This window comes from Parashewanella hymeniacidonis, from assembly GCF_016900895.1.
GTDB lineage: Bacteria > Pseudomonadota > Gammaproteobacteria > Enterobacterales > Shewanellaceae > Parashewanella > Parashewanella hymeniacidonis.
In genome coordinates, this window is the sequence record NZ_JAFEUN010000116.1 from 1 (window position 1) to 13552 (window position 13552).

General features: G+C 38.4%; 11 protein-coding genes. 3 read left to right on the forward strand and 8 right to left on the reverse strand.

The genetic code is table 11. The features are described 5' to 3' along the window. The first annotated feature begins 417 nt into the window (after positions 1–417). The 3 genes from JQC92_RS18155 to JQC92_RS18165 all read left to right on the forward strand — a co-directional run bounded on the left by JQC92_RS18155 (position 418) and on the right by JQC92_RS18165 (position 4803). Positions 418–639: a TA system antitoxin ParD family protein gene (locus tag JQC92_RS18155; protein ID WP_205000964.1), complete on the forward strand. Its 222-nt coding sequence runs from the start codon at positions 418–420 to the stop codon at positions 637–639. Further along, positions 632–931: a type II toxin-antitoxin system RelE/ParE family toxin gene (locus tag JQC92_RS18160; protein ID WP_205000965.1), complete on the forward strand. Its 300-nt coding sequence runs from the start codon at positions 632–634 to the stop codon at positions 929–931. Before JQC92_RS18155 ends, JQC92_RS18160 begins: the two co-directional genes overlap by 8 nt. Before the next feature lie 656 nt (positions 932–1587). Then, positions 1588–4803, forward strand: a complete 3216-nt coding sequence (locus JQC92_RS18165; protein ID WP_205000966.1) for a DEAD/DEAH box helicase — start codon at positions 1588–1590, stop codon at positions 4801–4803. Positions 4804–5288: 485 nt separating this feature from the next. Here the strand turns inward: JQC92_RS18165 and JQC92_RS18170 are convergent, their stop codons facing one another. From JQC92_RS18170 to JQC92_RS18205, 8 genes are all read right to left on the reverse strand, one after another. Next, positions 5289–6533, reverse strand: coding sequence for a type II toxin-antitoxin system HipA family toxin (locus JQC92_RS18170; protein WP_205000967.1), 1245 nt, complete (start codon positions 6531–6533; stop codon positions 5289–5291). An 11-nt stretch (positions 6534–6544) separates the two neighbouring features. Then, a complete protein-coding gene (locus JQC92_RS18175) occupies positions 6545–6868 on the reverse strand; it encodes a helix-turn-helix domain-containing protein (protein WP_205000968.1) in 324 nt (107 codons plus the stop codon). A 194-nt stretch (positions 6869–7062) separates the two neighbouring features. Beyond that, on the reverse strand, positions 7063–7230 hold the full coding sequence (locus JQC92_RS18180) for a hypothetical protein (RefSeq protein WP_205000969.1): 168 nt from the start codon (positions 7228–7230) through the stop codon (positions 7063–7065). A gap of 501 nt (positions 7231–7731) precedes the next feature. Next, a complete protein-coding gene (locus JQC92_RS18185) occupies positions 7732–8334 on the reverse strand; it encodes a Fic/DOC family protein (protein ID WP_205000970.1) in 603 nt (200 codons plus the stop codon). Then, the gene (locus JQC92_RS18190) at positions 8324–8476 is read right to left on the reverse strand and encodes a hypothetical protein (protein ID WP_205000971.1); all 153 of its coding nucleotides are present in this window, start codon (positions 8474–8476) and stop codon (positions 8324–8326) included. Before JQC92_RS18190 ends, JQC92_RS18185 begins: the two co-directional genes overlap by 11 nt. A gap of 373 nt (positions 8477–8849) precedes the next feature. After that, positions 8850–9722, reverse strand: a complete 873-nt coding sequence (locus tag JQC92_RS18195) for an SWIM zinc finger family protein (RefSeq protein WP_205000972.1) — start codon at positions 9720–9722, stop codon at positions 8850–8852. Beyond that, positions 9722–12772 (reverse strand): DEAD/DEAH box helicase, encoded by a 3051-nt coding sequence (locus tag JQC92_RS18200; RefSeq protein WP_205000973.1) that lies wholly within the window; start codon positions 12770–12772, stop codon positions 9722–9724. Before JQC92_RS18200 ends, JQC92_RS18195 begins: the two co-directional genes overlap by 1 nt. Before the next feature lie 12 nt (positions 12773–12784). Beyond that, a complete protein-coding gene (locus tag JQC92_RS18205; protein ID WP_205000974.1) occupies positions 12785–13315 on the reverse strand; it encodes a hypothetical protein in 531 nt (176 codons plus the stop codon). Positions 13316–13552: the final 237 nt, after the last annotated feature.

The window sequence follows — 13552 nt, forward strand, 5'->3', positions numbered from 1 at the left end:
TAAAGCTACGGTCTTTGAGATCGAGTGGTGATCTTGAAAAATATTGGGAGTATCACAAACAGCAATCGAAACAGAGATTATATGAGTGTGATTAAACACGTCGGTGTAAAAGACCCACACCCATCTCAATTACTTCAATAAACCGTAAATTTTCCATTGCACCCATGCTGGATTGGACAGATATAAGCTGAAAGCACTGTCATTACTGGCTCTGTAAAATGCTTGGGAACCTATAGGGAACCTGATAATAGAATGGGAACCTGAATTTTCAATTTGGGAACCCGAAAACTTGCCCAGGATTTTTAGATATCCTTTTTCACCAAGTTTATCTTAATAATTGAAATTATATGATGCGTTTTGCCTAAATTGAGGCTATGCGCTACAGTGTGTTTAGGTTTCAATTGTAGGAAAATTATTATGCCGACTGCAAGTGTAAGGCTTGATCAAAGTTTAATCGAAAGTGCCACAATTATGGCAAAGGCTTTTCATAGAACTATGCCAAAACAGATCGAACATTGGGCTCAGATTGGACAAATGATGGAGGATAACCCTGATCTTCCTTATGAGTTTGTAAAGCAAGCAATCAACGCAAAAGCAGAGAAAGAAGCTGGAAAATTAGAGAGCTATAGTTTTGACTAAGATTACTTCCGTTCTCCAGACTTCTTCATTCAAAAAAACGGTTAAAAGGCTCCATAAAAATCAGAAAAAAGATGTAGATATAGCGGTTAAACAGCTGATGAATAATCCAGTTTTAGGTGAACTCAAAAAAGGTGATTTGTCGTTTTTGAGGGTATATAAATTTAAAATGGTGAACCAATTAACCCTGCTTGGATATAGTTATCAAGACGGAGCTGTTGTTCTTGAACTCGCTAAAATTATAGAAGAGCGTAAAGAACAGCTTGAAATATCGTTAAGTATTGATGACTTATAAACTCGTATTCAAACAAGATACTGTGAAAGAATGGAGAATACTGATGCACCCATCAGACAGCAGTTTAAGAAGTGACTTATTGAATGCTCAGCTAACCCAAGAGTTTAATCAGCCCGACTCAATGGTATGAAAGACTATTACAAAATCAAGTTGCGCAGTATATCGTCTAGTCTATGAAGTTAGAGATGAAGAAGTTGCCGAATCTGTTTTAGCTGTAAGTAAGCGAGAGAAAAATCAAGTTTGCAGAACAGCAGCAAAACGAGTTTTATTTAGTTCATTTTTCTTTTTTCATTACTTTATCGTAATATGTGAACCTATAGATATATCATATTAAATTATCAACTCCCAAAAGTACTATACCCATGATACTTGAAGATGCATGTTTCAGGACTTTTTCAGCGCCAATTCTTTGAGGCGCATTAGCGAAGGAATATCGGGATTCTTTCGAGCTAATGTAACAAAGAAGAATTGGCGCTGAGAAGTCCACGCAGTGCGAGTTGCACAGCTTGTTACTCTTCGTTGCCAGTGCTAACAATAGTTCACTATTGCCGCACACCGTCGCCTTGATTAACAAGTTGTGCATTCTCGCTGAAATCGAGCATCTTCAGGTATCATAATGGGTATATATTAGCTTGTGTCACAAGAAGGCTGTCTGTATGTCCAATCATGCTATTCCGTTAGATCAAATTTCCCAACAAGACATAGTTCCATTTTTCAATAACCTTACTTTTATTCGTGGAAGAAATTATTATCACGAGGGCAGGGTTCTAACGGTTGAAATAAGTGATGATCGTCTTACAGCGAGTGCAACGGTTAAAGGCTCTGGAAGTGAAAAGTACCATTTGGGATTAGGGTTATTCAATAAAGGTTCGAGAACATTTTTATTCAGCGAGTGTGATTGCCCTGTTGGACAAAATTGTAAGCATGTAGTGGCAACCTTACTTCATCTTATTCATTATGGCGTTGAAGCAGTAAGCCCACTCGAGACTTGGTTTGAGCAACTTGAAGAATACGATAGCGATCACGATTTTTTAAACAACGACAACACATCCCAGCAACTGCTTTATATTTTACAACCTGATAAGGATAAATGTAGAGTTGTGTTTCGCAAAGGAAAGGTCAATAAATCTGGTCACTATACCAAAGGGCGGCTTCATCAAATTGGTGAACCTCATTATATTTCCAGTTGGGAATACTCAGCAGAAGAAATTAAAATTTTTCAAATGCTAGCGCATAAAAAAGGACGAGGTTATGGAGGGTATGAATACCTACTTAAAGGTAAATCAGGCGACTTTGCGCTTCAGCAGATGCTGGCTACAGGCCGCTGTTTTTTAGAAGATGATCGTACTCCCCTAAAAATGAATCGAGAAACGAAAGAACTTGAATATCAGTGGATTGAAAAAGAGAATAATACCCAAAAATTACAATTATTGATTGATGGAGGAGTACAGTGGCGAATCATACCTACTCAGCCAATCTATTATTTTGATGCTCAAAAACGGCAACTGAGTAAACTTAATACACCTATCACGGCGGAAAAGCTGAATATTCTGAAAACAGCGCCTGCAATTGCTGACAAGGAACTTGAACGTTTCAGCGACCAATTTTTAAAACACTTTCCGGCTAAGGTATTACCAAAAACCTTATTGCTAGAGTTTCTTGAAGTTAATGAGCCGCTACAAACCTTACTCAGTCTAACAATGGTGCCATCTGCAGAGCATAGTGAATTACAGCCAGCTATCCGTGCAGAATTTATATACGGTGATTATTGCTTTGCTGTTGATGAAGAACAGCAAGATTTTAGTATTGTTAAAGAGAAAGCTAGAACAGTAAAAGTGAATCGCAACCTTGATGAAGAAATGGCTGTGATTGAAGTCTTAGAAGAGCTTGAGTTGTATTGTATCCGAAATGAAGGACAGACTCATTCGGCATTCAATTATTGGACAATGGGAGCGATGCCAGACGCAATAACCGAGTGGTTAACGTTTATCAATACTGGCATAGCGCAATGCAACGAAGCGGGCATTACTGTCGATATTGCGAATGATTTTGACCTTAACATCACTGAGCCTGAATTAATGATTGATGTTGACGACGAAGAAGATTCAGGTTGGTTCAGTATGTCATTGACCGCAGAGATTAATGAGCAACAAGTCGAACTATTACCACTCATTGCAGCTTGGTTAAGTCAAAATCGTGAGCCTGAAGATGATGATGAGCTACTGTTGCCATCACCCTACGGCGGTTTCATTAAACTCAAAGCGTCAGCCATTAGACCCATCATCAATTTAATTGAAGAGTTATTTTCAGAAAAGGATGACAGTTTAAAAATTCCTCTAAATCGTGCCATGTTCCTTAACGAATTATCGGCACATGAAATCAGTCTTATTAATGGCCAGCGAGTGAAGGCTTTAGCTGACAAGTTAGCTAACTTTCAAGGTATTGAATCGGTCAGTATTCCTAAAGCCATCAATGCGACACTAAGGGAATACCAACATGAAGGTTTGAACTGGTTATGTTTTCTCAAAGAGTATGGTTTTGGCGGCATTCTTGCTGATGATATGGGGTTAGGTAAGACGCTGCAAACACTTACCTTTATCGCCAAACAACAGGAACAAGAACAAAACGAAAAAGGCAGCTTAATCATTTGCCCTACAAGCTTAGTAGGGAACTGGTTCAAAGAAGCACAAAAGTTTGCACCTAGCCTTAAGGTAGCGGTTTGTCATGGCAATGGTCGCAGAAAGCTACTTAACCAATTGGATGAGTTTGATATTGTGATCACAACCTATCCACTCATCACCCGAGACAGTGAGTATTATCTCGATAAAACCTTTGACCATATTGTACTTGATGAAGCGCAGCTGATAAAAAATGCCAAGGCGAAATCAACGCAACAAATAAATGATCTTAAAGCGGGATTTAAATTGTGTTTATCCGGGACGCCACTTGAAAACCATTTAGGTGAATTAAAATCATTAATGGATTTCAGTTTGCTTGGGTTGCTTGGCAATCATCAGCATTTCAAGCAATATTTCCGAAAGCCTATTGAGAAAGAAGGTAATATCGTAAGAGCAGAAGAGTTAACCCAAAGAATTTCGCCCTTTTTATTACGCCGTACAAAAGATCAAGTGATGGCGGAACTTCCTGAAAAGACGGTGATTGAACAAGATATTATTTTGGAAAATGATCAACGAAATCTGTATGAATCCATTCGCGTTGCCATGGAGCAGAGGATCAGAGAGCTATTTGCACAAAAAGGTGTTGCGAAAAGTCATATTGAATTTTTAGACGCCCTACTAAAATTGCGTCAAGCTTGTTGTGATGCTCGTTTGGTAAAGTTAGAGCAAGCACAAAAAGTGAAAAGTAATGCCAAATTAAATTGGTTACAAAAGCATGTGCCTGACATGATTGCGGAAGGGCGAAAGATCTTAATTTTTAGTCAATTCACAACCATGCTCGGTTTTATTGAAGATGACTTAAAGATGCTCAAAATTCCATACAGTAAATTAACTGGGCAGACACGTAAGAGGCAGATTCAAATAGATAACTTTCAAGAAGGTGATAACGCTGTATTTTTAATCAGCCTTAAAGCCGGTGGTACAGGGCTTAACCTAACGGCAGCTGACACCGTTATTCATTACGATCCTTGGTGGAACCCTGCCGTTGAAAAGCAAGCGACTGATCGCACTCACCGCATTGGACAAGATAAAGCTGTTTTTGTTTATAAATTAATTGCAGAAGGGACAATAGAAGAAAAAATTAAAGAGCTTCAAAAACATAAACAAGACATTGCTGACAGCATATTATCTGGGAAAAATCAAAGTGCGTGGAGCGGTAATGCAGATGAGCTTTTATCCTTATTTAACAGTTAATTCAGAAATAGGACTGACGTCGAACACACCTGTTAATTATGAAGATAAAGTTGAATAACGATTCACTTTTTATTAACAGGTGGAAACATAAAAATGGGGTTGTGCGTCCAATCCAAATTGGGAACCTCTATGGGAATCTGATACCCAAAATAACCTAAAATATGCGAGAATATTGCGAAATATTGCTATATAGCTGATCATTAAGGTCAAATAGAAAATTCTCATATGTCAAAAACTTTAATTAAACCAATCAATAGACGCTTCAGTATTGCCCTATGCTGGATTGGACAGATTTAAGCTGAAAGCCCCTCCATAGCAGGGGCGATAAATATCAGGGTTGCTATAGGGTTCCTAACCTCCGAGAAAATATTTTCAGGGTAGCTGAACTCATCTTCGATATTTCAAGAGATTTTTAAAAGTATTCACCACTATTTTGTTGTTAAATTGTTGGCATGTTTTGAAAGAGAATATTGAGATACAAAGTATTATTCAGCACACATAAAGCAGTCTTTCATCAGATCCCTCTCGCCTCTGCATACTCCTGCTTCTTTGGCATATTTTTCCCAGTTTAGAACTACTGTAGATACTTTTTGGAGGATTTTGCCAGTACTCTCTGATGTGAGTTGAAAAAAAGGAGCAACTTCAAAAGCTAAATCGATATCCAGTGCATTATCTTTATCATCAATATTCAGATGTAAACCAGTGGCATGTAATGTTGAATTTATGTCATAGGCCGGAGATAGTCGCCAACCTGTATTATCAAAAATAAAACCATGGTTGCGTAGATGATCATCACTATTCGAAACCATGATGTTAAATAGCAAACGTGTCCACAGTTGCTCAAGATCGTCTTTGGTTTTTGAGCCGTTTTGAATTAAAAATTCAGCTAGTTCTAGATAACTTGCACCATCGTCATTGCCGTCAAAATAAGCCAGCTGAGTCATTGCAGATGTAAAATGAAGCCTATGTCCATCTTGAGTTCTATCAAATCGCTTGGTAAGAAAAATATGGTGAGCTGAACCAATGGAGCAAATTTTACATTCTGACATTTTGATCCCCGCATCTAATGCCATTTTATAAACTATATGCTCCCATAACCCAATGTCGTAATCATCGTACTTACTAGGAAATTTAGCTAACCATAATGAGCCGTCTAAATCTTTTACTGATGCTTTAGGTCTCGCACCGCCAAGTGATGAGCCAGGAGATATGAGCATATTTAGCCATTTTAAATAATCTGGATTTTCAAAGTCAGGCTTATTTTCGATTCCATTCGCAGCTTGTTCAAGTTCAGGCAGCGAAGTTATAGCAGGTGCAGCTAGATCTTGGTTGTCGTCAAGAAAGTTACCGTTTCTATCGATGCGAAATCGGAGAGCCCCCATCCTAAACGAATCGTGCACACCCAGTAAATAATCTGTTTCAAGAAGTGATTTCGCCTTGCGACTTTCTCTACGAGCTATAACGGCTTCTCTGCGCTGCATTAAAAGTCGTCCCCATCGATCTGGACATGAATCAAGAAAGGCTTTGAAGTTTTTGTTGTCTGTAGCGTGCTGCTCCCCACTGTATAAATGAAGAGTAGGATCGATTTGAAGTGCATACTGTGAGTTCAACCAGTTTTTATCATAGCTGAAACTAAAGTGTTCTCGTCCTCGAATAAGAGACGATCTTAATGTTCCAACAAGCAAAGGAGCATCAACGCCAAGCCAGTGAGCATAAACAAATATTTCCAATTTTGCGTCCTTTAACGTTTTTTATTAATCAACTCGATGTCTTGTAATTTTCGGCCAAGTTCATCATCTAACCCCACGTTGGAAAAATCATTCTGTAATCCCAATACGGCAAGCACGTTTATATAATGACCAATAGAAACGGATGGATCACCCTGAATAATTTTTCGTAATGTAGGCTTTGAGATCCCTGTTCGGTTATGCATAAGATCTTGACTGATTTTACGTCGCTTCATGGCGAGATAGATATTCTCACCTAAAGAATTCAATATCTTCATGTTACGTGGGAATACTGTTGCCCCTCTCTTAGGAGGAGAATTTTGTTTTAATGCTTTCATTGTGAAACTATAATTTCATTTTCAGGTGTTGTATGAAACTATAGTTTCATCTTTAATAGCTTGTCAAAACATTTTTGTTTATTTTATTGAGATGCTTTTTATTGGTGAGCTAAGGAGTGCTACATATTAGTAGTGAAACTATGCTTACAATTGTGCTTAAATTGTGAAAGCATTATTTTATAATTAAGGAAAAATTATTCTTCTTGATTTTTGTTTAGGTAATGTTTTTTCAACTCTTCAATTGACAGAGCAGTACCGTCATCCTTTAGAGATAACCCTTCATAAGACAGGCTTGTTTTAAAATTTTGTAACTTAGGTTTGAATTTGGTCAGTTTGTTCACACTTTGTTTTGATTTAGTCAAGTTCGACCTCCAAGGCTAAATTATCCAAAAAATTTGGGTACCTGTGAGGGAATCTGATATCCCAAATGTCTTAAAATATGCGAAAATATCGCAAAATATCTTGAGAAATTTGGTTTTAGAAATCAAAGAAAAACACTTACATGTCAAAATTTTAATTAAATCAATAAATAGGTGCTTCAGCATTGCCCCGATGCTGGATTGGACAGATTTAAGCTTAAAGCCCCGTCATTACTGAGTTGATAAATTTCAGGGTTGCTATAGGGTTCCTGACGTTCGAAGAATTTTTTTCAGGGTACCCGAAAAAAGCTCATTAAATTGTCCGAAAACGTCAAAAGATGTGGTGTTAGTGAAAAGTGCGGTTGATTTTATGTTTATTTATTGTGAGCTTTGTTTGGTGGTAAGTATGCTTGCGCTACCCTCAGCTACCCTCAGCTACCCTCAGCTACCCTCAGCTACCCTCGAAAACTTTCTTTGGTAAGTTGATGATTGATAAGGTAGGGGCTACTTGGAAGAAATGGGTGAGATAGATTGCTTGAAAATATCTTCTAGTGGAGACAGATCTAAATGGAGTCCAGCCACATTGGCATCAATCCATTCCTTTTGAGATATTTCTGGCCAGTTAACGTCAAAACCCAATAGGTAAAGCAACTCTTCAAAAAAGAATCGTAGTGTTCTGCCATTTCCTTCTTTGAATGGATGAAGGAGGTTGAGTTCACAAAATAAGTCAGCTACATGATGGATCAAAGAGTCTAGACTTTGTGAATTCGATAGACTTGAGATTTGTTTGAAGAGCTTTAACGCTGCAGGTTCGATTCTTCCTGCAGTGCAGAAGCGGGTGTTGCCTTTTGAAATGTCAACATCACGGACTTCTCCAGCCCAGTCGTATAGATCTTGGAATAGATGTTTATGTAAAATCTTTAAATGATCAAAACTAAAGTCAGAAACAGAGGTGCAAACACTTTGATAATTTCGATACCGTTTAGATGTAAATCTGGCTTCTGCTTCGTCTAATGCATCAGCCTCTTGTATGTTAAGGCGATTAATTAAAACATCAGTGCCTTGATAGCAATACCTGTCTTGGCTGACGCCGTACTTATCTCGCATACAACCTTTTCAGTTCATCAATAGTTAAATCTTTGTCAGAATCTTTTAAGGTTAACCCTTCATAGGATAAGCTTGTTTTAAAGTTCTTCATTTTAGGTTTAAACCCAGATTTCTTTTTCTCATTGGTTTGAGACTGAGGCATAAAAACTCCATCAAGTAATTGCTTCTTTTTAATTATACCTTAGGTTAATACTTTTTTCAGCTTACGAGAAGTGACAAGCATACCGCAGGAAGTAGATTAAAAATTCGATGAACCAGTGAATGAAGTATTGCTTACAACCACCACTCGGTAAACACAGACAAACACTATCACATCCGCTGGGGTAACAAAGGTAATTAGCCTTTAAATTAAGTGTAAGACACTGAAACAATAAAACTTAGTTGATTACCTTTTGCGGGTTATAAACAGTTACCTTTAGAGCAATGCAAAAGGTGTTATCAATACTTATTGCTCCGATAAATGGAATCTTGGGTAGCGATACCACTATTTCATTCATGAAGCAGGAGGTGCTGAGTTATCCTAATACTTTCTTATTTTTCTTTCTGACATTGCTGTAGATCTCTTCCATAGCGGCAACAAATGAATTACTTCGTGTCCAAAAAGCAGGATAGTCGCCCTGTTTTTTAATTAGGGGCGCAGATATTGTTTGTTCTTCTAACTCTACTTCTTTTTCCGGCCAATCTGACATTTGCCAAAATGCTTTGACTCGATGATTTGATTGGAGTGAATTATCCAAAGCAACATTTTTTGAACGGTTCACTGTTTTTTTTGTAATAAGAGGGACGTACTTATACTGATGAGTCGAAATTTCTGTATAGACCTGAGTATCAAGGTGCTCTGCGAAAAGTTGCCCTAACTCTGTTTTTTTCAATGCGGTTTGAAGTTCAGCAGCACTCAATCCCTTTAGCTGAAATAATAGCATAGGATCATAATCAAGAATGTCGGCCAAGCGATAATAGACGCCAGCGATATGTTTGCATGGATTTGCATAATCTGGGCAGCTGCAATCTGCTGTTACATCGTTAAATGATGTAGGCAAAAAGCTGTCACCAGTAAAGACCTGCTCAATGTTTGCTGGAATTTCATTGAGCATCAATTTTGAAATCCAACTCGGGTTTTGACAAATTTGATTGATGATGTCTGTCCAACGTTTTTTATCTATCGACTTTAACGATAATGTCACCTTATATTTTGGTTCCTTGGTGACCCCAAAGTAAGGATTGACATTACCTCTAATGGTCGCTTTGATCTTGTTTTTATTAATTTCAAATGCCAGTATTCGGTGATCTGTGCGATAAGCTCGACCTCGCTGTAAGCGCCCAGAATCGATAAAATTGGTCAGTGAATCAATAAATGCCAACCCCCACCATGTTTTTTGAGTTGCCATTAGCTATTTCCTCGACTTAATTGAATGAGTTTTACGAAGGCTTTGGCATCAAGCTTTGATAGCCATGATTCATCACTGCCAACAATAGAGTCTGCAATTTTTTGTTTACTTACGAGCATATCATCGATTTTTTCTTCAATGGTTCCAATGCTAATGAATTTATGGGCAAACACGGTTTTTTCTTGACCAATTCGAAAGGCTCGATCTGTTGCCTGATTTTCAACGGCTGGGTTCCACCATCGATCAAAATGGATAACATGGTTAGCTTTAGTGAGCGTAATACCGACGCCACCAGCCTTAAGTGATAAAATAAAAATACTTGGCGGCGTTTCAGTATGCTGAAATTCTTCTACCATCTTTTCTCGCTTGCTGCGACTGGTACCGCCGTGTAGGTAATAGGTGTTGAAGCCGTGTTGACGCTTAAGAAGTAATTCCAACTGTCCGCAAATTTCGGTGAACTGACTGAAAATTAAAATACTTTCTTGATTATTGATGGCTTCGCTACAGAGCTCGGTTAAACGCTGGAGTTTTACTGAGCGATCAACACTGAAGTCACTGCCATCTTGCAATAATTGAGCTGGATGATTACAGCATTGCTTTAATTTCAGTAAAGCCGATAACATCAACGCTTTTTGTTTGGAATTATCATTTTCAGCGTCTTCAATTTGCTGAGTAATTTCATCCACTAACGTTTGGTAAAGACTCGCTTGTTCACTGCTCAGTTCACAATAAACTTTTTGTTCAATTTTATCAGGTAGATCTTGAATGATATTTTTGTCGGTTTTTAAGCGCCGCAGAATGAAAGGCTCGACAATACGTTTGAGCAGTTTATTTTGAACAGGATTGTTATCGCGTTGGATTGGTGTCTCAAATTGCTTTCTGAAATTGGCCTGACTACCCAGTAAGCCGGGATTTAAGAAGTTAAAGATTGACCATAAATCCATCAGACGGTTTTCAATCGGTGTACCGGTTAATGCTAATCTTGAAGGGGCGGATAAACTGAGCAATGCTTTGGTTTGCTGGGCGGTCGGATTTTTAATATTCTGTGCTTCATCAATAATGATCCGTGACCAAGCGATGTCCTTTAAAATGGCTTTATCTTTTCTGAGTAAACCGTAGGAAGTGATAACTACTTGATATTGTGTAACTTGCTCAGCAAACGCTTTGTTATTTCTTGTTGTACCGTGATGAATGAGCGCTGTTATTTCAGGTGCGAATTTTTGTAATTCCTTATGCCAGTTGCCCACGACCGAAGTCGGAGCGATAAGTATTGCAGGTTGTTGCTGTGGGTTGTGTAATAGCAACGCAATGACTTGCATGGTTTTACCCAGCCCCATGTCATCGGCAAGGCACGGATTCATCCCCAGATTTTCCAAATACGCCAACCAAGATAAACCTCGATTCTGATACGGTCTTAAAGTGGCTCTTAACTGTTGCGGTTGAGCGATGGAATTAAACGCCTCTTTATTGAGCAGCTGAGAAAACATTTGCTGAACTTGATTGTCGAGCTCAATATCATAAAGATCTGAATCAGCACTCATGGAAATAAGATCGGCGACACTACCTTGGTGTTTATCCTTATTGGCGGTTTCGATGAGCTTTTCCATTTTCAGCATTTCATCTTTATCGATTTCTACCCAATTGCCACGAAAATAAACCAGTTCTGATTTTGCATCGAGTAATTGTTGCCATTCATCAGCGTTGAGCTCATGCTCGCCCATAGCGTAATTAAAATTGAACTGAATTAAATGCTCTTGGCTTAAAAAGCCACCGTCTGCCTTGTTGCTACTGCTGGCGTTTTTCTTGGCTTTCAATTTAGCTTTAGCTTTGAGTCGGCCTTTGGTTGTCCACCACGCAGGTACAATAATTCGATAGCCACAGGCACTTAACGACCACGCATCTTCTTTTAGAAATTGAAACGCTTGCTCATGTGTCAGTGCAACAAATGGAAGCTGCATTTGGGCTTCAAAAAAGGCCTCAATAACGGGATAAATCCGACTGGCATACCCGAGTTGTAGCAGTAAAAATCGCTCTGTATGCTGCCCCAACAGTTTTGTATAGAGCTTACGGTCTTTATCTTTATGTTTCCAAAAATCACAAAGTGATACGATAAAAGATGGATCACTTTGTGATTGAAGTTGAATGTCTAGTCCCCAATCATCACCGAGCCCATTACTGGCCTCAAGTAGTTTAAAGCATAAAGTAAATTCTACATCTTGTTGTTCACTCTCAAGGCGGCTAAACCACGTGTTCCAGTGATGGTATTGTTCATCACCAATATAGGCTGTATCGCCTTCAATACTTGATTGAATAAGAGTATCTGTAATGCTTTTTAAGGCTTTCTGTGTGTAAGAAGTTTGTGTAACGAGTTGATTTAAGCAAACATCCGAAAAATGGCTTAACGCTGAAATAGCATCAAACTGGTTGAAATCGCCAAGGCAAGCAGAGAATGGCATACATGGTGCGATTTGTTTGATTCGGTTGTGAAAGCTTTCGTCAATCCACTGCCATTTTGTTTCAAAAGACAGGTTTGTTGTGTGAGAGCGTTTTCTGACAGCGCCAGCAGGTTTTATGAGCTTTGGTACATATAAGTCCTGCTTTATGGTGTCGATAAGCTCGTAGACAAATTTAATCCAGAATGTTGTGTCGTCGCTTAACCTGACGTCATCATAAAAATGAAAGCTTTTAAAATTAAGCTGTTTTAAAAATTCAATAGGCTGCGTTATTTCAATGACATTGAGCTTTTGTTTTTGGTATTGAAGGCACTCTGCATCATCAATATCACATAGGTTTGCAATGATGGAAGATGGAATTGGATGGCCTTTTTCATTACAAGGCATAAGAACGGTCGCAATTTCGGCTTGAGCTGTCATTGAGAGCAACTCGCTGCAAGTTTCTTTTAATGACTCTGAATCTAACTGATATTGGTAGTATCCCGATTTCTTAGTAAAGTTACTGCTTTCTATCCATAGATATAAAGCGCCAGAATTAATGAAACTATCAAGCTTCTGATCGCATTGGGCTTGCCAAAAAAGATGAATTAACTTCATGTGAACCGTCGATTATTGTTCAATTAAAATACCTGTGACTTCAGCATCAACAGTGTGAGAATCCAGAATAGGGAATACCATTGAATAAGGCACATTCCAAAGTCCGTCTTCAAGTGCAATGACCACTCTTTTCGGGTTAAGTTTCACTACAGTACCGACGCATTCTTGATGAGTTTTGCTGTTAACAAAGCCTAAGGTATCACCTAGAGCAATTTCAGCTTTAGACATTCCGACCTTAGCATTGCTTTGAAGGCTAGTTTCAATATGTTCTAGATTTAAATAGTAAAAAGGCATGCTCCAGCTCTTACCAGACTCAATCTCTCTTACATCAACCAGTGTTCGCTTTATTTTTAGTACTTCACATAAAATGGCTTTGTTTCTCTCTGGGCAAAAATATTCAACTTTCATACCTGACGAAAGTTTTGCTTTAAGTTGGTTACTGCGAGCAGGATCTTCTAATACTTTTCCAATAGCACATTTGAGCCGAAATAACTCAAAATCGCTTGCAGACTCAAGTTGTTGGAAGATATCTTGAATATTCATAGAATGGTTTTGTTTGATAAAAGTCACGAGAATTTATCAAGTTGGGACGAACATATCAAATAATGAAAGTCACTATAACCATGATACCTTGAGAAACTCGAGCTAATACCATTCGGGTGTGGGTCTTTTACACCGACGTGTTTAATCACACTCATATAATCTCTGTTTCGATTGCTGTTTGTGATACTCCCAATATTTTTCAAGATCACCACTCGATCTCAAAGACCGTAGCTTTAA

Coding starts and splice junctions, on each gene's coding strand:
- JQC92_RS18195 (WP_205000972.1), bottom strand. CDS start 9,722: ATGGCAACTCAAAAAACATGGTGGGGGTTGGCATTTATTGATTCACTG.
- JQC92_RS18205 (WP_205000974.1), bottom strand. CDS start 13,315: ATGAATATTCAAGATATCTTCCAACAACTTGAGTCTGCAAGCGATTTT.
- JQC92_RS18175 (WP_205000968.1), bottom strand. CDS start 6,868: ATGAAAGCATTAAAACAAAATTCTCCTCCTAAGAGAGGGGCAACAGTA.
- JQC92_RS18190 (WP_205000971.1), bottom strand. CDS start 8,476: ATGCCTCAGTCTCAAACCAATGAGAAAAAGAAATCTGGGTTTAAACCT.
- JQC92_RS18155 (WP_205000964.1), top strand. CDS start 418: ATGCCGACTGCAAGTGTAAGGCTTGATCAAAGTTTAATCGAAAGTGCC.
- JQC92_RS18165 (WP_205000966.1), top strand. CDS start 1,588: ATGTCCAATCATGCTATTCCGTTAGATCAAATTTCCCAACAAGACATA.
- JQC92_RS18200 (WP_205000973.1), bottom strand. CDS start 12,772: ATGAAGTTAATTCATCTTTTTTGGCAAGCCCAATGCGATCAGAAGCTT.
- JQC92_RS18185 (WP_205000970.1), bottom strand. CDS start 8,334: ATGCGAGATAAGTACGGCGTCAGCCAAGACAGGTATTGCTATCAAGGC.